The following is a 20,089-nucleotide window of genomic DNA, read 5'->3' on the forward strand; positions in this document are numbered from 1 at the left end:
ACCATTCTAGATCATATGGACACTACGGTCACAACGGGTTCGGAAGAGCGGGTATGGGGAGGCGGAAACCGCCCCATGCAGGCCAGCTATGGCAAATTGATGATGTGGTTTTTCATCGTTTCCGATGCCCTTACTTTTTCGGGGTTCCTTGCCTCTTACGGCTTTTCCCGGTTTAAATTCATCGAAACCTGGCCCATTGCCGATGAGGTATTTACCCACGTTCCCTTTTTCCATGGGAACTACCCCATGTACTATGTGGCCTTTATGACCTTTGTGCTCATCATGTCGTCGGTAACCATGGTACTGGCCGTGGATGCAGGCCATCGCATGATGAAGAACCGGGTGATCCTCTACATGTTCCTGACCATCATCGGGGGCCTTATCTTCGTGGGCTCCCAGGCCTGGGAATGGGCCACCTTCATCCGTGGCGATTACGGGGCCGTGGAAACAAAAGGGGGACGCATCCTGCAATTTGTCAATGCCGAAACCGGCGAGCGCGCTGCCCTTTCCGAATTTGCGGCGACCCTCCCGGGGGAACGCGAGCGGCACGAACGCAAAACCGGGATTTGGTTTACCCAGGAAGCGGCCCTCCCCTCGTATACGGTTGATGAGGTTGTGGAGGGGCTGCGGTCCAGCCCGAATATCCTGATCCGTACCGAGCAGCTGAACGAGGACGGGGAAAAGACCATCCTGAACCGCGAACAGACCCTGGAGCGGATCAAGGACGCCACCCTGGTGGTGGAAGGGGCCAACCTGATCCGCAACGAATACGGAAGTCGTCTTTTTGCAGACTTTTTCTTTTTTATCACCGGCTTCCACGGCTTCCACGTGTTTTCAGGGGTGGTGATCAACGTAATTATTTTCTTCAATGTAATCCTGGGCACCTACGAAAGGCGGGGCCACTATGAAATGGTGGAGAAGGTCGGGTTGTACTGGCACTTTGTTGACCTGGTATGGGTCTTTGTATTTACCTTCTTCTATCTGGTTTAATCACAACGCATATAATAAATTCTAGTCAGCATGGCGCACGAACATAAATTGGAAATCTTCAGGGGGCTGGTCAAATTCAGTTCCAACACGCGCAAAATTTGGGGGGTACTGGTCTTCCTGTCCATCGTAACCGCAGTGGAGGTGGGCCTGGGGATTACCAAACCCGCTATCCTCACCGGGAATTACTTTCTGGGCATGAAACTGCTCAACTGGATTTTCATCATCCTGACCCTGGTGAAGGCCTATTACATCGCCTGGGATTTCATGCACCTCAGGGACGAAAAAGCCTCCCTGAGAAGGGCAGTGGTATGGACCCCCATTTTCCTGGTAAGCTACCTGATCTTTATCCTCCTTTTTGAAGCGGACTACATCTACACAGTCTTCAGGGATGGGTTTGTGAAATGGGATTTCTAGGCCGAATTAACAGTATGTAAAGACGGTTTTGAGGCCGTCTTTTTTATTTTTGCCTGGCGCGCACGCTATGAAAAAGACCTTCGTCTTAACCGTCCTTTTCGTCCTGCCCCTGGTGGTATACCTTTTCTTTGCCTCCGGGGTGAACCGTTTCGGGAAACTTCCCGTGCTTACCGCCCAGGTGGGGGATCTGGAAGGTTTTGGCGATGCCCGGTTGGATGGCCGGATCAGCATCCTTGGCTTTCTGGGTACCGACCCCGGGTCGAAGAAGGGCAATGTCTTTAACCTGAACCAGAAAATCTACAAGCCCTTTTACGAATTCACGGATTTTCAGGTGATCATGGTAGTGGCCCCGGGTTCTGAAGCGGCCGTGGAGGAACTGCGCAGCGAACTGGCCACCTTTACCGATATCCGGAACTGGCGGTTTGTCTCCGGCACCCCGGAGCAGGTGCAGGGGTTGTTTTCCAGCCTGCAAACCGACCTGGCCCTTGATGCCTCCCTGTCGACCCCTTATGTGTTCATCATAGACAAGGAGCGGCGGCTGAGGGGAAGGGACTCCGATGAGGACGAAGGGACCAAATACGGCTTCGACGCCACCTCCGTGGCCGACCTGAACAATAAAATGAAAGATGATGTAAAAATCATCCTGGCGGAATACCGGATGGCCCTTAAGAAAAACCGGGCCGACCGGTAAATTTACCCCGGGGTAGGCCCCGGGAAAGTGTAGAAAAATGACGATGCCTTGAATAAGGGAAAATACAAATATATCTGGGTGGCCCTCGTGGTGCTGGTATTCGGGATTATCTTCGTCCCCCGTATTGCCGACCGGCTCCGGCAGGGAAGCGTGGTGGAACACGACCGCATCAGCCGTGATCCGGCAAAGGAACCCCTGTCGTACCTCTATTTCGACGGGGAAAGGCGAAAGGTACCACCTTTTGCGCTGCTCAACCAGGACAGCCTGCTGGTCACCGACCGCGATTACCTTGGGAAGGTCTATGTGGTTGAGTTTTTCTTTACCACCTGCCCGAGCATTTGCCCGGTCATGACCAAAAACCTGGTCCAACTCCAGGAAGAATTCCGGGAATTTGAGGATTTTGGGGTCGCGTCCTTTACCATAAACCCGCAATACGACACCCCCGGGGTCCTTAAGCAGTATGCCGAGCGGCACGGGATCACCGACATGGACTGGCACCTGCTCACCGGGGATGCGGAAACGATTTACGAACTGGCCAATGCCGGGTTCAATATCTATGCGCAGGAAATGGCCGACGCCCCGGGTGGGTTTGAACATTCCGGCCTTTTTGCCCTGGTGGACCAGGAAGGTTACCTTCGCTGCCGCAAAGACGAATTCGGGAACCCCATCATCTATTACCGGGGGGCGATTCCCGAGGAAGATGGGGCCAACCCTCAAGGGGAAACCGAGCAGATCAGCCTTTTGAAACAAGACATTCGCAACCTGTTAACGCCGCCTGATGGAAAATAAGCTACGCGAGCGGGAAAAGCGCTTTAACCGCTGGATTGCCATTACCTCCATTGCCATCCCCGTGGTGGTGGCCCTGCTGTTTGGGATCCGCATCCCGGGGGTCGAACCTTTGGGGTTCCTGCCCCCGATTTATGCCGGAATCAACGGGCTGACTGCCCTGCTGCTGCTGGTCGCCCTCTGGGCGATCAAAGGGGGGAGGCAACGGCTGCACAGCCGGCTGATGACGACCTGCATCGGCCTTTCCCTGCTATTCCTCATCATGTACGTGGCCTACCACATGACGTCTGATTCCACCCCTTTCGGGGGCGAAGGCTTGATACGGTACCTGTATTACGCCCTGCTGGTCAGCCACATCCTCCTTTCCATTGCCGTAATCCCCCTGGTGCTGCGCACCTATGCCAAAGCTTACCTGGGCGACTACGCCGGACACCGGAAACTTGCCCGGATCACCTTTCCCGTATGGCTGTACGTGGCCGTTACCGGGGTACTGGTCTACCTGATGATCTCACCTTATTACCCGTATTGATGCGCCTGAAGAAAACCCCCCTCCTGTTTTTTGCAGTCTTTGCAGTCCTGCTGGCTCCGCTCCAGAGCCTGGAGGCCCAGTGCGCCATGTGCCGGGCCGTGCTGGAAAGCAATGGCGACGATGCCGTGGCAGAGGGGATCAACAATGGTATCGTATACCTTATGGCCATCCCGTACCTGTTGGTCGGGGTGCTGATCTTCATCGTTTACCGAAAGGTAAAGTCTTAAGGCGTTCCCACTTTTTTATAGGGGGAAACTGTAACAAACAGGCGTTTTCGCCGTCTATTAGAGTGTCCCTTTGGGGCATTCATCAATCATCAATCCACAGTACCCACCACCCATGTTCGATCTCGAGAGATGGCAGGAGATCTTCGACACCATCCGAAAAAATAAATTGCGCACCTTCCTTACCGGGGTCTCCGTGGCTTCCGGGATTTTTATCCTTGTAATCCTGCTGGGGTTCGGGCAGGGCATGCGCAACGGGATCGCCAGGGAATTTGAGCAGGACGCCTCTACCTCCGTCTGGGTCTGGCCGGGGACTACCACCAAGGAGTACAAAGGCCTGAACCCGGGGCGTCGCATCCAGCTGCGCAATGAGAATTTCGACACCTGGACGGCCCTGAACGGCGAGCGGATCGAATACAATTCCGCGCGGAACTTCGTCAACGGGGTTTCGGTTACTTACGGGAATGAAGCCCTTGTCTATGGGGTGCAGGGGGTCCACCCCGATTTCCAGTTTATCGATAATGCCAAGATGTCGGAGGGGCGGTTTTTGAATTACAGCGACCATGTGAACACCGCCAAGGTTATTGTGATCGGAAACAAGATCAAAAAGGATGTCTTCGCCCACCTCGACAGCCCCATAGGGGAATATGTGGATATTTCCGGCATCCCGTTTAAGATCGTCGGGGTTTTCAAGGAGATGCGGGAGCGCGAAGAGGAGCAGATGTATATCCCGATCACCACGGTCCAACGGGTCTTCAATGGGGGAGACCGCATTAGCAACATGGCCTTCACCCTGCCCCCGGTGGAGGATTTTGACCAGGCTGTGACCCAGGCGGTAGCCTTCAAGGAGGAGCTCAGGGGATACCTTTCCCAGGCCCACACCATCCACCCGGAAGACGAGAGCGCCATGCAAGTCTGGAGCGCCCTCGAGGAGGCAAAACGCTACTATTCCCTGACGGGGAACATAAAGCTGTTTTTCTGGTTTGTGGGGATCTGTACCATTATCGCAGGGGTGGTGGGGGTGAGCAACATCATGCTGATCGTGGTAAGGGAGCGCACCCGGGAGATCGGGATCCGCAAAGCCCTGGGGGCAAGGCCCTGGTCCATTGTGGGGATGATTTTGCACGAGGCCGTGTTCATTACCGCTTTTTCGGGCTTTTTCGGCCTTATCCTTAGCATGGCCCTCCTCGAGGTGGTGGGCCCAAATATTGAGGTGGACTACGTCCTGAACCCTTCGGTAGACCTCAGGGTGGCCCTCACCACCGTTTTTGTGCTTATCCTGGCAGGTACCCTGGCAGGGTTTTTCCCTGCCTGGAGGGCGGCCAACATCCAGGTTATCAATGCCCTGCGCGATGAATAACAGGGCCTTCAAAACCGATAACTCAATTCCTGAAGCCCATGTTTAACAAGGATCGCTGGAAGGAGATTATAGAGGTGCTCACCAAAAACGGGTTCCGCACCCTGCTCACGGCCTTTGGGGTGTTCTGGGGGATTTTGATCCTGATCATCCTGCTGGCCGCCGGTAAGGGGCTTGAGAACGGGATCCGCGCCGACTTTGACAATATCGCCACCAATAGCATGTTCATATGGACCCGGAGTACCACCAGGGCCTATAAAGGACTGCCCAAAGACCGGGATTTCAGCTTTAAACTGGAAGATGTGGACTTGCTCCGGCAGGAGTTTCCCCAACTCCGGTATATCTCCGCGCGCAACCAGCTTGGAGGCTTCCGCGGGAGCAATAACGTGGTGCGGGGCATCCGTACAGGGGCGTATAACGTCTATGGCGACTATCCTGAATTCATAGAACAGGAACCCATGAGCATCACCCGGGGGCGCTTTATCAACCAAAATGATATTGCCGAAAAGCGGAAGGTCGCAATCCTGGGGGCCGGGGTGGTCCGGGAGCTATACGAGCCCGGGGAAACCGTCCTGGGGACGTATGTCAAGATACAGGGGGTGAACTTCCTGGTAGTGGGCACCTATAAAAAGCGGAGCTCCAATGGGGATGGGGAAGAAGCCCAGAAACAGATTTTTGTGCCGTTTACGGCCTTTTCCCAGGCCTTCAACCGGGCCGATCGCGTGGGCTGGATGGCCATCACCGCCCACGACGGAACCTCAATTTCGTCCCTGAAGGAACGGATTGTGGATTTCCTGAAGGAAAAGCACAAGGTACACCCCGAGGACCAACGGGCGATCGGGTATTTCGATTTGTTCCAGGAATTCAGCCGGGTCGAAAGCCTGTTCGCCGCCATGCGGTTCATCGCCTATTTCGTGGGCATCCTGGTACTGTTGTCAGGCATTATCGGGGTGAGCAACATCATGTTGATCGTGGTAAAGGAGCGCACCCGGGAAATTGGGATCCGCAGGGCGCTGGGGGAAGACCCCTGGAGCATCCGCAAGCAGATCCTTATGGAATCCCTTTTCCTCACCCTGGTTTCCGGCATGGCCGGGATCAGCCTTGGGGCCCTGTTCATCTATGGCATCAACGCCCTGCTGGAACAAAATGGCCCCGTAGACATGTTCATGAGCCCCAGCGTCAGCCTTGGGGTGGTCCTGGCCGCACTGGGCATCCTGACGGTGTCGGGCTTACTCGCCGGGTTCATCCCGGCCCAGAGCGCAATCAGGGTCAGGCCCATCGATGCGTTGCGGGCCGATTAAGAAAAAATCAATAGAGAAAAATAGACAACAAAATAATTGCCATTCCCATGAAAAAATCCGTAACCCTGACTATCCTTCTGGGCATCCTGCTGACCTTTTCCGGCGCCATGATCTACCTGTACCAGAAGAATGCCGAAGACCCGGTGGTGTACCAGACCGAAACCCCGGCCCGACAGGACATTGTCCGTAAAACGGTGGCTACCGGGAGCATCCTTCCCCTGGAAGAGGTGCTCATTAAACCGAACATCTCCGGGGTCATCGAAGAGATCTACGTGGAAGGCGGCGATTACGTCAAGTCGGGCGACCTGATCGCAAAAATAAAGGTGGTGCCAAACCTGAGCGCCCTGAACGATGCACGGATGGCGATCGAGGATGCCCGGATTATCCTCGAGGACCAACAGCGCAATTTCCAAAGGCAACAGCAACTCTTCGACCGGGGGGTGATTTCCAGGGCTGATATGGACCGGGCCCAGGTCGCATACGACCAGGCCAAACAGGGCTATGCCGCGGCAAACAAACGCTACGACATTGTTAGAACCGGGACCACCAGCGGCCTGAGCAGTGCCGCCAACACCCTGATCCGGGCCACGGTAAGCGGCATGGTCCTGGAAGTCCCCGTGGAGGTGGGCAACCAGGTGATCGAGAGCAACACCTTCAACGAGGGGACCACCATTGCCGCTATCGCCGATGTGGATAAAATGATCTTTGAAGGAAAGGTGGATGAGTCCGAAGTAGGCAAGATTCGGGAAGACCTCCCCCTGGAGATTACGGTGGGTGCCCTGGAGGACCGGGTTTTTGAGGCGGTCCTGGACTATATCGCCCCCAAGGGGAAGGCCGAAAACGGGGCCATACAGTTTGAGATCAAAGGGACCCTCAACAAAAACCAGGACATCTTTATCCGGGCTGGCCTAAGCGCCAATGCTTCTATCATCCTCGACCGGGCCGACAGCGTATTGGCCATCAAGGAGGCACTGGTGCAGTTCGACGAAAAAACCCGGCAACCCTTCGTGGAGGTCATGGTTTCGGACCAGCAGTTTGAACGGCGCGACCTCGAACTGGGCATCAGCGACGGGATTTTCGTGGAGGTAAAATCCGGGGTTTCGGAAGGGGATGCCATTAAGGTATGGAATGCCCTGGCCCCGGAAGAAGCAGGCGTTTAAGGATTTTAACATAATATTTACAGCTCCCTGTGTAACAAAACGGGACCTTCGCGGTCTAACCGGAGAGCCATCAAAAGCACTAACCACCCATGATTCAAATCAAAGACCTGCACAAATCCTACCGGATGGGTTCCAATTCCCTCCATGTCCTGAAGGGCATCAACTTCAGCGTAAAGGAAGGCGAACTCGTGGCCATTATGGGGTCTTCCGGATCGGGGAAGTCTACCCTGCTCAACATCCTGGGGATGCTGGACGTGGCCGATTCCGGGGAATACATCCTCGACGGGATCCCGATCAAAAACCTCAATGAAACCAAGGCAGCCAATTACCGAAACAAATTCCTGGGGTTCATCTTCCAGTCCTTCAACCTGATCAACTATAAAACGGCCCTTGAAAATGTTGCCCTTCCCCTGTACTACCAGGGAGTTGGACGCAAGGAACGGCAGGCCAAGGCCATGAAATACCTCGAACAGGTTGGGCTTAGGGAGTGGTCGCACCACGTGCCCAGCGAGCTCTCCGGAGGACAGAAACAACGGGTGGCCATCGCCCGGGCCATGGTTGCCGAACCCAAGGTGCTCCTGGCCGATGAGCTCACCGGGGCCCTGGACAGCAAAACCTCCTATGAGGTCATGGACCTGATCCAGAAAATCAACGACCAGGGGAACACCATCCTGGTGGTGACCCATGAAGACGATATTGCCCATATGTGCAAGCGGATCGTGCATTTGCGCGACGGGGTGATCGTCGAAGACAAGGAAATCGAGCAGGTAAGGGCTTCGCAGTATGTTCAGTAGGGATACCTGGCAGGAAATATTTTTATCGATCCGCAAGAACAAATTGCGCACCTTCCTGGCGGGGTTTACCGTGACGCTGGGAATCCTCATCTTTGTTTCGCTGGTGGGCCTTACCAACGGGTTGAAAAACACCTTTGACGCCTTTTTTGGGAATGACGCCACCAACGTCCTGAGCATTTTCCCGGGCCGCACCACCATTCCCTACAAGGGCTACAAGTCAAACAGGGTCATTGAATTCGACAATACCGACCTGGAGGATATCGAGGCGAATTTCGATGACTTTATCGAATACATCAGCCCGCAAATCACCCGGAGCGCCCTGACCACCTATAAACAGGAATCCAATAACTACACCACCCGGGCCGTGGCCCCGGGCTTCCAGTACAGTGAGAAGACCATCATGATGAAGGGCCGGTACCTGAACCAGACCGATATCCGGGAAAGGACCAAGCACGCCGTCATCGGGCGCCTGGTGGAGAACGACCTTTTCGGCAATGAAGACGCCCTGGGGAAATACATCGATGTGGGTGGGAGCGTGTTTAAGGTTATAGGGGTCTACCAGGACGAAGGGGGCGATAACGAGGAGCGGTTTATCTACATGCCCTACACCACCAGGCAGCTCATTGAAAAAAATACCGACAAGATCGGGCAGATGGTCATCGGCTTCAAACCGGAAATCGGGTACAACGGGGCGATGATCTTCGACCGGCAGCTCAATGCCTTCCTTCGCGAGAAGAAATTCATCAGCCCGGACGACCGGAGCGGGATCTTTATCCGTAATGTCGCCGACCAGCTGAAGCAGAACCAGCAATTCGCCAATGTCCTGGCCATCGTCGGGTCCATCTTTGCCCTGGGAACCCTGATTGCCGGGATTATCGGCATCAGCAACATTATGGTTTTTGTGGTGAAGGAACGCACAAAGGAACTTGGGATCCGCAAGGCCATCGGGGCGACCCCTGCCTCGGTCATCGGGACCATCCTGCTGGAGTCGGTCTTTATCACCACCGTGGCGGGTTACCTGGGGATGCTCCTGGGCGTTTTGATCCTGAACTCCATCGGCGATAAGCTGGAGAAATACTTCATCCTGAATCCCTATATCGACGCCGGCCTGGCTGTTACGGCCACGATCATCCTGATTTTTTTCGGCGCTGTCGCGGGGTACATCCCGGCCAAGCGGGCGGCGCGGATCAAACCCATCATAGCCCTAAGAGACGAATAGCATGCGGTTATTATTTGACAGCAATACGTGGCAGGAAATTTTCGGGTCGATCCGGAAGAATAAGGTGCGCACGGTCATCACCATGATCGGGGTGCTTTGGGGCATCTTCGTGTACATCGCCATGTCCGGGGCTGCCAAGGGACTCGACAACGGCTTTGAGAAGCAGTTTGAGAGCGTGGCCATCAACAGCCTGTTTACCTGGGCCCAGAGTACCAGTATGCCTTATGCGGGGTTCAAGACGGGCCGCCAGTTGCAGCTTAAACTGGGCGACGCCCAGGTACTGCAGAACCGCATCCCGGAAATCGAGTATATCGCCCCCAGGAATGTGCGGGGGGTATTCGGGGGATCTCCGGGGTTGATCGTAAGGGGCCAGAAAACGGGGAATTACGCCGTATATGGGGATTACCCGGTGTTTACCCGCATCGCGACCAAAAAAATCTACGACGGGGGCCGCTTTGTCAACGACAAGGATATCGAAAATGCCCGCAAGGTTTGCGTGATCGGGGAACGCACCCAGGAGGAGTTGTTTGAGAAAGGGGAAAACCCCATCGGGGAATTCATCCGTATCGATAACGTCTATTTCCAGGTGGTGGGCGTGCATAAGTTTACCCCGGGGGGCGGCTTTGAGAGCGACAGCGACATCTACATCCCCTTTACCACCTACCAGAAACTCTACAACACGGGCGACCGGGTGGCCTGGTTTACCATTGCCGCCTATGACACTGCCGATGTGGTGCAGGTGGAAAAAGACGTGAAAGCGGTGCTGAAAAGCATCCACAGGGTGCATCCAGAGGACGAACGGGCCTTTGGCTCCTTCAACCTGGGGGAAATTTTCAACCGGATTATGGGCTTTGCCAACGGCCTCACCTTTATCTCGCTCATCGTGGGGGTGGCTACCATCCTGGCCGGGGTTATCGGCATCGGGGCCATCCTGCTGATTTCGGTGAAAGAGCGCACTAAGGAATTGGGCGTACGCCGGGCCCTTGGGGCGACCCCCCGTGAGATCCGATACCTGATCATCCTGGAATGCCTGTTCCTTACCCTTTTGGCGGGGATCATCGGGGTGGTGCTGGGGGCTGCCGTCCTCAACCTGGTGGGCAACCTGACCGAAGGAGGGGATTTCCCGTATACGAACCCCACGGTGCCCATACCCTGGTTGCTGGGAGCCCTGGGCCTTATGGTCGTGCTGGGGGTTTTGATCGGCCTGATCCCGGCCCAGCGGGCAGTGAGCATCCGCCCCATTGACGCCCTCAGAGAAGAATAAGAAACCCTATATGATTATTTAATACAACCCAAACAAGATGAAGAAAATACTCAAATGGACCGGAATTGTTGTGCTCGTACTCGGCGTATTATGGGCGGCGACATTTTTCATAAAATCCAACAGCAAAGGGGCCATAACCTATGAAACCCAGACCCCGTTCATCGCTTCCATCGAAAAGAAGACGGTGGCGACGGGGAAGGTGATCCCGGAAGAAGAGATCGAGATCAAGCCCCAGATTTCCGGCATCATTGACAAAATCTTCAAGGAAGAGGGCGATGCCGTGAAAAACGGCGACCTGTTGGCCACCATCAGGGTCGTCCCCAATGAGCAGGCCCTGTTCCAGGCCCGCGGGAGGGTGCGCAATGCCGAACTGGCCCTGAACAACCTGAAGATTGAGTATGATCGGAACAAAACCCTTTACGACCGCGGGGTGATTTCCAACCAGGACTTCAACAACCTCAAACTCCAGTACGACCAGGCAGGGCAGGAACTGGAAAACGCAAAGAATGATTACCTGATCATCCAGAAGGGTTCCGCGGGAGGCTCTGCCAGCGCCAACACCAACATCCGCGCCACCGTGGACGGGACCATCCTGGAAATCCCCGTGGAGATGGGCGATCAGGTCATCCAGTCAAACAACTTCAACGACGGGACTACCATCGCGACCATTGCAGACCTCGGGCAAATGATTTTCGAAGGAAAAGTAGATGAGGGCGAGGTAGGCAAGCTGCAGGTGGGCATGCCCCTGGAGATCAGCCTTGGGGCCATCGAGGACCAGAAATTCGGGGCCACCCTGAAGTTTATCGCCCCCAAGGGCGTGGAGGAATCCGGGGCGGTGCAGTTCACTATCAAGGGCGATCTGGAGGAAGACGAGTCTTTTACCATTCGTGCCGGGTATAGTGCGAATGCTTCCCTTACCCTGGAGAAAAAGGACAGTATTTTGGTAATCCCTGAGGCCCTCCTGCAATTCGACAGGCAAACAGACAAGCCTTTCGTGGAAGTCGAGACGGGAGACCAGAAATTTGAGCGCCGCGATGTGGAAATCGGGATTTCCGATGGGATCAATGTGGAGATTTTATCCGGCCTGACAGAGGCCGATAAGGTGAAGGTCTGGAAGAAGACGGAGCCGATCAAGAAAGGAACTGAGGAAGAAGAGGAGGGCGAGGAGTAACCCCGGGGCCCTGAGGCCGAAAACAGCTTAAAACCATCAAAAAACGACTCATGAAAATTCGAATCATAACTGTGCTTTTCCTGTTTTCCGCAGGATTGCTCTCGGGCCAGATGCGAAAATGGACCCTGGAGGAATGCGTAAACTACGCCGTGGAGAACAACCTGACCATACAGCAGGCGGAACTGGACCTGGAGAACGTCAAAATTGATAAGTCCGATGCCATTGGGGCCATGCTCCCCGCGGTGAGCGGGCAGTTGCAGGGTGGCGGGAACACGGGTCTTACCTTCGACCCGACCACCAATGCCCCGGTGACCACGACGATCGTTACGGCAACCGGAGGCGCGACCGCCAACGTTAACCTGTTTGATGGTCTGAGGAACATCAACCGGCTGCGCCGGGCCGACATGAATGCGCTGGCCAACCAGTACCGGCTCGACAACCTCAAGGACGACATCCGCCTTAATGTAGCCAACGCCTACCTTCAGGTCCTTTCCAACAAGGAATCCCTGAAAGTGTTCCGGGCCCAGTATGCCGTCACCGAACAGGACCTTAAGCGCACCGCCGCCCAGGTGGAGGCCGGAGTGCTGCCTGAGGGGGATTTGCTTGAAATCCAGGCCACGGCCGCCAACCAGGAGCAGCAGATCATCAATGGGGAAAACCAGGTGTTGCTTTCCCGGATTTCCCTGGCCCAGTTGCTGCAGATCACCGATTATGAGAATTTCGATATCGCCGAGGAAGCATATGAGGTTCCGCCTTCGGAGATTCTGAACAATACACCAAAAACCATTTTTGCCCAGGCCCTGACCTTCCGCAACGATATCAAGTTTTCGGAAACCAATGTGGACCTGGCCAAAAAGGACCTGGATATCGCCAAAGGGGCCTACTTCCCGACCCTGGGGGCCTTCTTCAACTACAACACGCGGTATTCCGACCAGACGCGCGACCCGCTCACAGGGGGCGAGATCAGCTTTGCCGACCAGCTATGGCTTAATGACGGGATTTCTTACGGGGCCAGTATCCGGATCCCTATTTTTAATGGGTTTACCACGCGCAACGGGGTGAGGCGTTCCCAGATCGGGGTCATGCAGGCCGAATTGCAACTGGAGCAAAGCAAGCTGGACCTTGAAAATACCATCAACCAGGCCTATGTGGATGTAAAGAATTCGGCCAAGGCCTATGAGGCCGCCCAGAAAACACAGCAGGCCAGGAGGCTGGCTTACGAATATTCCAAAGAGCGTTACGAGGTGGGGCTATTGAATGCCTTTGATTTCGGGCAGGCCCAGGCCCGGGTCGACAATGCCGAGGCAGAGGTGATCCGCTCCAAATACGACTACATCTTCCGCATCAAGGTGTTGGAATTCTTTTATGGGTTGCCAATTTCCCTCGACTAACTTTTATTGATCGCATAGGGAGCGACCTGCCGGCGATTATTCGCCGGCAGGTCGCTATCTTTGCAGCCATGGCGACCATCCTGAACCTGGAAACGGCCTCGACCAACTGCTCGGTAAGCATCTACCGGGGCGATCGGCTACTGGCCCTTAGGGAAGATCCGTCCCCTGAATATACCCACGGGGAACTCCTGCACGTCTTTATGGCTGAGGCCATGGAGGAGGCCGGCCTGGAATGGGCGGAACTGGATGCGGTAGCCGTCAGCAAGGGCCCGGGCTCCTATACCGGCCTGCGGATCGGGGTTGCGGCGGCCAAAGGGCTTTGCTTTGCCCTGGACCTCCCCCTGATCGGGGCGCCCACCCTGGAGGGCATGGCCCTGCAGGTACCAATCCGGGAAGGGGTGCTGATCCCCATGCTGGATGCCCGGCGTATGGAGGTCTATGCAGCCGTATTCGACCCGGGTTACCAGCAGGTGGCCCCGACCCGCGCCCTGATTATCGATGGCCGGTCTTTTGGGGAATTTGCAGAAAAGGGCCCGGTCCACCTGCTGGGGAGCGGGGCCGGGAAATGCCGGGAGGTGCTTACCCACCCCAACTTCCATTTTCATCCCGGGGTACAGCCTTCAGCCAGGGAACTGGGGGTCCTGTCTGCCCGCAGGTATGCAAAAGGCCAGGTCGAGGACCTGGCCTACTTTGAACCCTTCTACCTGAAGGACTTCATCGCCCTAAAAAAGAAGGAATAACCCTTCAGGCGTCTTTGCGCATGTGGATGTCGCGCTGCGGGAAGGGGATTTCGATCCCTTCCTGGTCAAAGCGCAGTTTAAGGGTTTCCATCACATGGAAATGCGCATCCCAGAAATCCTCGTTTTTCGCCCAGAAGCGGAGGGTCAGGTTTACGGAACTTTCAGCGAGTTCCCCAACAAAAACTGCCGGGGCGGGATCCTCGAGGATACGGCTGTCGGCTGCGCAGATTTCGAGCAGGATGTCTTTGGCCTTTTTGATGTTGGACCCGTAGCTAATCCCCACGTCGATCTTGTCCCTCCGGGTTTCTTCAGCGTTGAAGTTGATGATGTTGTTGTTGGACAATTGCCCGTTTGGGATAATGGCCACCTGGTTGCCGAAGGTGTTCAGTTTGGTGGTAAAAATCGAAATTTCCTTTACCGTCCCGTCCACCCCCTGGGCCGAGATGAAGTCGCCTACCTTGAACGGTTTGAACAGCAAAATGAGTACCCCCCCGGCAAAATTGGCCAGGGAACCCTGCAGGGCCAGTCCGATGGCCAGTCCGGCAGCACCCACCATGGCAACCAGGGAAGATGATTTCACCCCCAATTGGGTCACCACCAGCACGAAAAGGAGCAATTTAAGGCCTGCGCGGATCAGGCTTTGCAGGAAGGTCTCCAGGGTAGGGTCGTAATCGTGGCGGTCAAAGAACCGGCCGACCATTTTATTGAGCAACCGGATGATCCATAACCCGGCGACCAGGGTAATGGCCGCAGTGAGAAGGCTGGGCGCCAGGGCCCAGATCATTTCTTTTGCTTCCTCCAGGTAGTGGGTGTAATTCTTTATTTCTTCCATTGGGTTGCGTCGTTTAAAGGTTTTTTCAAAGATAACAACTTCTGCGAAGCCGCCCAGGGCCATAGGTTCAGGTGGCGATCCATTGCAACTGCTCCAAAACCCTTTCGGGGTCTTGCTCGGGTTGCTGGCACTGCCCGAACTGGCACAGGAAAAAGCGGGTTTTTTCAGGGCTATGCCGGTTTTCGAAGAGGGGTCCCGGGGCAGGCTCCCGACTGGCCGCCAGCAGCACGTGGGGCAGGTATTGCCCAACGATCACCCCGAGCTGATCCATGGCTTTTGGCCCCGTAATGACCAGCTCGTAAAACGGTTGGGCCAGCCAAAGGGAAAGGTGCAGCCACCCGCTGTATTGCGAATGGTGGCGCTCCAGGGATTCCTGCATGGCCCCCAGCATGGCAATAGCCCTATCGCGGTACCGCGGATCGGAGAAAAAGGCGCCGAGCAGGAAAAGGTTCCGGGCCATTGTGGAGTTGGAGGAGGGGATCACGCTGTCGTTGACCTCCAGGGTACGGCGGATCAGGGAAGGATCCACCCGGGAACTGAAGTACAACAGGGGCTGTCCGGCTTCCGAGAAGTATTCCAGGCTATAATCGGCCAGCTTTTTTGCGGCTTCCATCCAGGAAGGCTCCTGGGTAACGGCGTGCAGCTTTATGTAGCCGCGGATGACGGCGGCGTAGTCTTCTAGGTAACCGTTGACGGCCCTGCCCCCTTCTTTATAGGAATGAAAGAGTCCCCCGTCTTCCCGTGACAGGGTTCCCTGAATAAAACCCGCCAGGGCCAGGGCCTTCTCCCGGGCCTCCGGGATGCCGCAGTAGCGGTAGGCGTCGCAAAGCCCGCCCAGCAACAAGCCGTTCCAGGAGGTTACCAACTTGTCGTCCAGGCGCGGGCGCGGCTTTTCTTCCCGTGCTTTGAGCAGGGTTTGCAGGGCCCTGGAGCGCTTTCTGCGGAGTTCCCCGGCAGGCCACCCCCTGCGTTTTTCGAACGCGGTATCGGATTCCCGCCGGATCAGTACATACTGCCCTTTTTCCCACAAGCCGTATTCGTTGATGTTGTAGTACTCCTGGAACCATTCGAAGTCTTCGCGCAGCAGGGAGGTCAGGTCAGCGCCGCTCCAGGTATAGAACACCCCTTCTTCCAGTTCCCCTTTGCGGTTCAGGCTGTCGGCATCCAGGGCAGCATAGTAGCCCCCTTCCGGCCGGGCCAGTTCCCGTTCCAGGAATTCCAGGGTCTGCAGGACCACATCGGCATACAGGGGTTTTTTATACAGGGCATAGCCTTCTGCGTAGAGGCTCAGCAACTGGGCATTGTCGTAGAGCATTTTTTCGAAATGGGGCACGTGCCAGCGGGGGTCCACCGAGTACCGGGAAAACCCGCCCCCCACATGGTCGTAAAGCCCGCCATAGGCCATGCCGTCGAGGGTGGTTTGTACGTGGCTCCGAATGGCATTGTCACCGGTAGCTTCCCCCCAGTGCATCAGGAATTCGTACTGGCATGGGGTCATGAATTTGGGGGCCCCGAGGTGGCCTCCAAAATCGGGGTCGAACCCCCTTTTCCAGGAATTCACCCAGGCGGCCAACTGCTCCATGCCGGGCGCCTTTTTCTCCCCTTCCGGCAGGATGACCTCGTTTATACGCCGTAAGGACGAGGTAAGGCTGGAGGCGTATTCCTCCACTTTTTTTGGGTCTTCACGGTAGAGTTTTACCAGTTGCATCAACACCTGGATCCATTTGTCGCGGGGCACATACGTAGCTCCCCAGAAAGGCCTGCCGTCTGGCAGGGCCACGATATTCAGGGGCCAGCCCCCGTGCCCGCTCATCAGTTGCAGGGCATCCATGTAAATTTGGTCGACATCGGGCCGTTCTTCCCGGTCTACTTTAATGGGGATGAAGTGGGCATTCATCACGTCAGCGGCCCCCTGGTCCTCGAAACACTCCCTTTCCATAACGTGGCACCAATGGCAGGCGGCATACCCGATGCTGATCAGCAGGAGTTTGTTCGACTTTTGGGCCTGCTCCAGGGTAGCGGTGCTCCAGGCTTCCCACCGCACGGGGTTGTAGGCGTGTTGCAGGAGGTAGGGGCTGCTTTCGTGGATCAGGGCGTTGGGTTCTTTGGCTTTCATGGCATGGAAGGGGCTTGGGATCAAAAAAAAACGCCCTGGGCCGGGCGCTCGTTAAAACAAAGGGAGTGTCATCACTTTACTTCAAAAGTGATTTTGGCATTGACCCGATACTGTACAATTTTTCCGTCGCTTACCGTGGCGCTCTGCTCCTGTATATAGACCGAACGGATGTTTTTTACGGATTTGGAGGCTTCGCGCACCGCATTCCCGGCAGCATCTTCCCAGCCTTTTTCCGAGCTGGCAAGGATTTCGATAACTTTTAAAACAGACATAAGGGCTTGATTTTTAGGTTCCCTTCAAAATAGGGAATCTAAATGGAAATCCAAAATATGGCCGGGGGAATTTACCCATTGATGGCTACCACTTCGGCTACCTTGTCGCCCATCATGTTCTGCAGCATGGTCTGGATGCCGTTTTTCAGGGTGAAGGTAGAGGAAGGACACCCGCTGCAGGCCCCCTGCAGGATGACATGGACGGTTTTGCTTTCCTCCTCATAGGACTGGAAGACGATATTCCCCCCGTCACTGGCCACTGCAGGTTTTACGTATTCCTCCAAAATGCTGATGATTTCCTGGGAGGTGGGGTCAAGGGCGGTATTCCCAACGGCGGTGGCTGCATTGCCTGTGCCCTGGGCGACGGCCCCGGGAGAAAGGACTTCGCCCCCGTCAGCAAGGAAATTGCGGATCAGTTCCCGGAGTTCCCCGGTCACTTCATTCCAGTCGGCCATCTCGTATTTGGTCACCGAGATATAGTTCAGGTCCATGAAGACCTCCCGGACAAAAGGGAGCTCAAATAGCCTCCGCGCCAGGGGCGAATCCGCGGCCTCGTCGATGTTCTTGAATTCGAATACGCCCGGTACCAGTTTTTTGTTGGCGACAAACTTCATCACGGAGGGATTCGGCGTTACCTCGGCGTAAAGGGTCACGGCCACTTTGGCCTTCTGCTGGGGTTCATGTACTACAGGGGCACCGGTGTTCAGGTAATCGACCAGTTGTTGGGCCACCTCGTCCTTCACATCGGGCCACTGCACGATGTCATAGCGTTCCAGGGCAATAAAGTCGCCGGAGATATACACGGTTTTTATGAAGGGGAGGTAAAACAATTGCTGGGCCAGGGGGGAATCCTTGGCCTCGTCGATGTTCCTGTATTCGTAGTTTCCCTGGCGTACCAGGGGCTGGTTGGCTTCAAATTTAAGGATGGCCGGGTGGTTGGTTTCCCGAACGGTGATCACATAGGCTTCCATAGGGTCAATTTTTGTCAAAAATAAGGCATTTTTGTGGGATAGGGGCGTATAATAATGTCCGGCATAGGCCGTTATAACCTATGTTAAACCTGCTGAACAAACCGGCCCCGGCCCTTTACATGAAATCTATTTGCCTATTCTTCCTGAGCCTTCTGGCCATCGGGGTTTCCAGCACTCGCGCCCAGGAAGGCATCCCGGTGTATTTTGACTACCTGACCGACAACTACTACCTGGTGTACCCGTCCATGGCGGGAATCGGGGAAGGGGGGAAGGTAAGGCTGACAGCGCGCCAGCAATGGTTCAGCGTGGATGAGGCCCCCAACCTGCAGACCCTCAGCGTGCATTATCGCGTGCCGGATACCCGCAGCGGGGTGGGCGCCATTGTCTTTAACGATGCCAACGGCTACCATTCCCAAACCGGGCTGAAGCTCACCTATGCCCACCACCTGCCTTTCAGTTCAGACTACCGCGCCCTGAACCAGCTCTCCTTCGGGATGAGCGCAGGGTTTATCCAAAGCAGCCTGGACGAATCCGAATTCCGCTCCGTGATCGCCGACCCCATCATCACCGGGGGCCGCAACAGCGTGGGGTATTTCAACGCCGACCTGGGGATGTCGTATAACTACCTCGAGTTCTATGCCCATTTCAGCGTGCTGAACCTGCTGGGCAGCGGAAGGGACCTGTATACCGCCATCGAATTCGACAACCTTCGCAGGTACCTGTTCTCGGCGGGCTACGTCTTCGGGAAGGGGCAGTGGCAATTCGAGCCCTCCTTCCTTTTGCAGATGACCGAATTTACCCGGGAGCGCACCCTGGACCTCAATGCCAAGGTCTACCGCGATGTCGGGTTTGGGACCGTATTTGGCGGGGTTTCCTACCGGCGCAGCTTTGACGGGGCCCAGTTCCTGGCCAACGGTTCATTCGGGGAGCAGCGCCTGCAGCTGTTTACCCCCCTGCTGGGGATCCAGGCAGGGAACTTCCTGTTTGCCTATAACTATTCCTATCAGTCGGGCGATATCCGCCTCGACAATGGCGGGTTCCACCAGATCACCCTGGGGTACGATTTCGGGCAGTTGACGGCCAAGCGCTACGACTGCAAGTGCCCGGCCGTGAATTACTGAGGCCCGCCGGAATTTCCTATTTTTACCGGATAACACCTTTAATGCCTTCGCACCTATGCCCATTATCCAGGAAGTCCGGGGAAAACACCCTGTTTTTGGCACCGATTGTTTCATCGCCGAAAATGCCACCATTGTGGGGGATGTGGTGATGGGCGACCAGTGCAGCATCTGGTTCAACGCCGTCATCCGGGGCGATGTACATTACATCCGCATGGGGCACCGGGTAAATGTGCAGGACGGGGCCATCATCCATTGCACCTACCAGAAGGCCCCCACCGAAATCGGAAATGACGTCTCCATTGCCCACAACGCCATCGTACACGGCTGCACCCTGCACGACCACGTGCTGGTGGGGATGGGGAGCATCATCATGGACCATTGCGTGGTGGGGAGCAACAGCATTATCGCCGCCGGGGCAGTGCTGACCCAGGGGACCATAGTCCCTGAGGGGTCTGTGTTTGCCGGCATGCCGGCCCGCAAGATCAAAGACATCGACCCGGGGCTTAGCCAGGGGGAGATCCATCGCATTGCGGCCAGTTACGTGAAATACGCGTCCTGGTTTAAGCCCGGGGGCGAACTATGAACCCAATGCCCAGAGCCATCCTGAAAGAACTGCTTTGGATTACCGGGGTGACGGCCATGATCCTTCGCCTGCCGGTGTTTTTTGCGTTTGGGGAAAAACCCCTACCTTTAGTAGGCAGCGGTGGCCGGTTATACTGGCTGTAGCTTCCTAAAACCTCTCCGGG

22 protein-coding genes are annotated in these 20,089 nt (G+C 55.8%); 18 read left to right on the forward strand and 4 right to left on the reverse strand.

Annotated features, from left to right (window positions below; all coding sequences use genetic code 11):
* Positions 1 to 15: 15 nt before the first annotated feature.
* From NG653_RS12435 to tsaB, 15 genes are all read left to right on the forward strand, one after another.
* Entirely contained in the window at positions 16 to 990 is a 975-nt protein-coding gene (locus NG653_RS12435) for a cytochrome c oxidase subunit 3 (protein WP_252742038.1), read from the forward strand.
* Positions 991 to 1,020: 30 nt separating this feature from the next.
* Positions 1,021 to 1,404 (forward strand): cytochrome C oxidase subunit IV family protein, encoded by a 384-nt coding sequence (locus tag NG653_RS12440; RefSeq protein WP_252742039.1) that lies wholly within the window; start codon positions 1,021 to 1,023, stop codon positions 1,402 to 1,404.
* Positions 1,405 to 1,471: 67 nt separating this feature from the next.
* A complete protein-coding gene (locus tag NG653_RS12445) occupies positions 1,472 to 2,095 on the forward strand; it encodes a hypothetical protein (RefSeq protein WP_252742040.1) in 624 nt (207 codons plus the stop codon).
* A gap of 48 nt (positions 2,096 to 2,143) precedes the next feature.
* Positions 2,144 to 2,884: an SCO family protein gene (locus NG653_RS12450; RefSeq protein WP_252742041.1), complete on the forward strand. Its 741-nt coding sequence runs from the start codon at positions 2,144 to 2,146 to the stop codon at positions 2,882 to 2,884.
* Positions 2,874 to 3,410, forward strand: a complete 537-nt coding sequence (locus tag NG653_RS12455) for a DUF420 domain-containing protein (protein WP_252742042.1) — start codon at positions 2,874 to 2,876, stop codon at positions 3,408 to 3,410. The genes NG653_RS12450 and NG653_RS12455 overlap by 11 nt, the downstream gene beginning before the upstream one ends.
* Positions 3,410 to 3,637, forward strand: a complete 228-nt coding sequence (locus NG653_RS12460; RefSeq protein WP_252742043.1) for a hypothetical protein — start codon at positions 3,410 to 3,412, stop codon at positions 3,635 to 3,637. Before NG653_RS12455 ends, NG653_RS12460 begins: the two co-directional genes overlap by 1 nt.
* 112 nt (positions 3,638 to 3,749) lie before the next feature.
* On the forward strand, positions 3,750 to 4,994 hold the full coding sequence (locus tag NG653_RS12465) for an ABC transporter permease (protein WP_252742044.1): 1,245 nt from the start codon (positions 3,750 to 3,752) through the stop codon (positions 4,992 to 4,994).
* 38 nt (positions 4,995 to 5,032) lie between these two features.
* Positions 5,033 to 6,292, forward strand: a complete 1,260-nt coding sequence (locus NG653_RS12470; RefSeq protein ID WP_252742045.1) for an ABC transporter permease — start codon at positions 5,033 to 5,035, stop codon at positions 6,290 to 6,292.
* Positions 6,293 to 6,339: 47 nt separating this feature from the next.
* Positions 6,340 to 7,452, forward strand: coding sequence for an efflux RND transporter periplasmic adaptor subunit (locus NG653_RS12475; protein ID WP_252742046.1), 1,113 nt, complete (start codon positions 6,340 to 6,342; stop codon positions 7,450 to 7,452).
* 89 nt (positions 7,453 to 7,541) lie between these two features.
* Positions 7,542 to 8,246: an ABC transporter ATP-binding protein gene (locus NG653_RS12480; RefSeq protein WP_252742047.1), complete on the forward strand. Its 705-nt coding sequence runs from the start codon at positions 7,542 to 7,544 to the stop codon at positions 8,244 to 8,246.
* The gene (locus tag NG653_RS12485; protein ID WP_252742048.1) at positions 8,236 to 9,465 is read left to right on the forward strand and encodes an ABC transporter permease; all 1,230 of its coding nucleotides are present in this window, start codon (positions 8,236 to 8,238) and stop codon (positions 9,463 to 9,465) included. The genes NG653_RS12480 and NG653_RS12485 overlap by 11 nt, the downstream gene beginning before the upstream one ends.
* Before the next feature lies 1 nt (position 9,466).
* The gene (locus NG653_RS12490) at positions 9,467 to 10,729 is read left to right on the forward strand and encodes an ABC transporter permease (RefSeq protein ID WP_252742049.1); all 1,263 of its coding nucleotides are present in this window, start codon (positions 9,467 to 9,469) and stop codon (positions 10,727 to 10,729) included.
* Between the two features lie 37 nt (positions 10,730 to 10,766).
* On the forward strand, positions 10,767 to 11,900 hold the full coding sequence (locus NG653_RS12495; protein ID WP_252742050.1) for an efflux RND transporter periplasmic adaptor subunit: 1,134 nt from the start codon (positions 10,767 to 10,769) through the stop codon (positions 11,898 to 11,900).
* Positions 11,901 to 11,950: 50 nt separating this feature from the next.
* Positions 11,951 to 13,291, forward strand: a complete 1,341-nt coding sequence (locus NG653_RS12500; RefSeq protein ID WP_252742051.1) for a TolC family protein — start codon at positions 11,951 to 11,953, stop codon at positions 13,289 to 13,291.
* Positions 13,292 to 13,359: 68 nt separating this feature from the next.
* A complete protein-coding gene (gene tsaB / locus NG653_RS12505) occupies positions 13,360 to 14,031 on the forward strand; it encodes a tRNA (adenosine(37)-N6)-threonylcarbamoyltransferase complex dimerization subunit type 1 TsaB (RefSeq protein WP_252742052.1) in 672 nt (223 codons plus the stop codon).
* A 4-nt stretch (positions 14,032 to 14,035) separates the two neighbouring features.
* Here tsaB and NG653_RS12510 read toward each other — a convergent pair whose 3' ends face one another.
* The 4 genes from NG653_RS12510 to NG653_RS12525 form a co-directional block, all read right to left on the reverse strand.
* Positions 14,036 to 14,863: a mechanosensitive ion channel family protein gene (locus NG653_RS12510; RefSeq protein ID WP_252742053.1), complete on the reverse strand. Its 828-nt coding sequence runs from the start codon at positions 14,861 to 14,863 to the stop codon at positions 14,036 to 14,038.
* Between the two features lie 67 nt (positions 14,864 to 14,930).
* Positions 14,931 to 16,979, reverse strand: a complete 2,049-nt coding sequence (locus NG653_RS12515; RefSeq protein WP_252742054.1) for a thioredoxin domain-containing protein — start codon at positions 16,977 to 16,979, stop codon at positions 14,931 to 14,933.
* Between the two features lie 71 nt (positions 16,980 to 17,050).
* The gene (locus tag NG653_RS12520; RefSeq protein ID WP_252742055.1) at positions 17,051 to 17,251 is read right to left on the reverse strand and encodes a dodecin family protein; all 201 of its coding nucleotides are present in this window, start codon (positions 17,249 to 17,251) and stop codon (positions 17,051 to 17,053) included.
* A 71-nt stretch (positions 17,252 to 17,322) separates the two neighbouring features.
* On the reverse strand, positions 17,323 to 18,222 hold the full coding sequence (locus tag NG653_RS12525) for a NifU family protein (protein WP_252742064.1): 900 nt from the start codon (positions 18,220 to 18,222) through the stop codon (positions 17,323 to 17,325).
* Positions 18,223 to 18,341: 119 nt separating this feature from the next.
* Between NG653_RS12525 and NG653_RS12530 the strand changes: the two genes are divergently transcribed.
* Genes NG653_RS12530 through NG653_RS12540 form a run of 3 tightly spaced genes read left to right on the forward strand, consistent with a single transcriptional unit; the run spans position 18,342 to position 20,069 of the window.
* Positions 18,342 to 19,343: a PorP/SprF family type IX secretion system membrane protein gene (locus tag NG653_RS12530; RefSeq protein ID WP_252742065.1), complete on the forward strand. Its 1,002-nt coding sequence runs from the start codon at positions 18,342 to 18,344 to the stop codon at positions 19,341 to 19,343.
* A gap of 55 nt (positions 19,344 to 19,398) precedes the next feature.
* Positions 19,399 to 19,926: a gamma carbonic anhydrase family protein gene (locus NG653_RS12535; protein WP_252742056.1), complete on the forward strand. Its 528-nt coding sequence runs from the start codon at positions 19,399 to 19,401 to the stop codon at positions 19,924 to 19,926.
* A 5-nt stretch (positions 19,927 to 19,931) separates the two neighbouring features.
* Positions 19,932 to 20,069 (forward strand): hypothetical protein, encoded by a 138-nt coding sequence (locus NG653_RS12540; protein WP_252742057.1) that lies wholly within the window; start codon positions 19,932 to 19,934, stop codon positions 20,067 to 20,069.
* Positions 20,070 to 20,089: the final 20 nt, after the last annotated feature.

It is taken from the genome of Robiginitalea marina (genome assembly GCF_024006985.1).
In the GTDB taxonomy this organism is placed as follows: Bacteria; Bacteroidota; Bacteroidia; order Flavobacteriales; family Flavobacteriaceae; genus Robiginitalea; species Robiginitalea marina.

Coding starts and splice junctions, on each gene's coding strand:
- NG653_RS12435 (WP_252742038.1), top strand. CDS start 16: ATGGACACTACGGTCACAACGGGTTCGGAAGAGCGGGTATGGGGAGGC.
- NG653_RS12440 (WP_252742039.1), top strand. CDS start 1,021: ATGGCGCACGAACATAAATTGGAAATCTTCAGGGGGCTGGTCAAATTC.
- NG653_RS12445 (WP_252742040.1), top strand. CDS start 1,472: ATGAAAAAGACCTTCGTCTTAACCGTCCTTTTCGTCCTGCCCCTGGTG.
- NG653_RS12455 (WP_252742042.1), top strand. CDS start 2,874: ATGGAAAATAAGCTACGCGAGCGGGAAAAGCGCTTTAACCGCTGGATT.
- NG653_RS12460 (WP_252742043.1), top strand. CDS start 3,410: ATGCGCCTGAAGAAAACCCCCCTCCTGTTTTTTGCAGTCTTTGCAGTC.
- NG653_RS12465 (WP_252742044.1), top strand. CDS start 3,750: ATGTTCGATCTCGAGAGATGGCAGGAGATCTTCGACACCATCCGAAAA.
- NG653_RS12470 (WP_252742045.1), top strand. CDS start 5,033: ATGTTTAACAAGGATCGCTGGAAGGAGATTATAGAGGTGCTCACCAAA.
- NG653_RS12475 (WP_252742046.1), top strand. CDS start 6,340: ATGAAAAAATCCGTAACCCTGACTATCCTTCTGGGCATCCTGCTGACC.
- NG653_RS12480 (WP_252742047.1), top strand. CDS start 7,542: ATGATTCAAATCAAAGACCTGCACAAATCCTACCGGATGGGTTCCAAT.
- NG653_RS12485 (WP_252742048.1), top strand. CDS start 8,236: ATGTTCAGTAGGGATACCTGGCAGGAAATATTTTTATCGATCCGCAAG.
- NG653_RS12490 (WP_252742049.1), top strand. CDS start 9,467: ATGCGGTTATTATTTGACAGCAATACGTGGCAGGAAATTTTCGGGTCG.
- NG653_RS12495 (WP_252742050.1), top strand. CDS start 10,767: ATGAAGAAAATACTCAAATGGACCGGAATTGTTGTGCTCGTACTCGGC.
- NG653_RS12500 (WP_252742051.1), top strand. CDS start 11,951: ATGAAAATTCGAATCATAACTGTGCTTTTCCTGTTTTCCGCAGGATTG.
- tsaB (WP_252742052.1), top strand. CDS start 13,360: ATGGCGACCATCCTGAACCTGGAAACGGCCTCGACCAACTGCTCGGTA.
- NG653_RS12510 (WP_252742053.1), bottom strand. CDS start 14,863: ATGGAAGAAATAAAGAATTACACCCACTACCTGGAGGAAGCAAAAGAA.
- NG653_RS12515 (WP_252742054.1), bottom strand. CDS start 16,979: ATGAAAGCCAAAGAACCCAACGCCCTGATCCACGAAAGCAGCCCCTAC.
- NG653_RS12520 (WP_252742055.1), bottom strand. CDS start 17,251: ATGTCTGTTTTAAAAGTTATCGAAATCCTTGCCAGCTCGGAAAAAGGC.
- NG653_RS12525 (WP_252742064.1), bottom strand. CDS start 18,222: ATGGAAGCCTATGTGATCACCGTTCGGGAAACCAACCACCCGGCCATC.
- NG653_RS12530 (WP_252742065.1), top strand. CDS start 18,342: ATGAAATCTATTTGCCTATTCTTCCTGAGCCTTCTGGCCATCGGGGTT.
- NG653_RS12535 (WP_252742056.1), top strand. CDS start 19,399: ATGCCCATTATCCAGGAAGTCCGGGGAAAACACCCTGTTTTTGGCACC.
- NG653_RS12540 (WP_252742057.1), top strand. CDS start 19,932: ATGCCCAGAGCCATCCTGAAAGAACTGCTTTGGATTACCGGGGTGACG.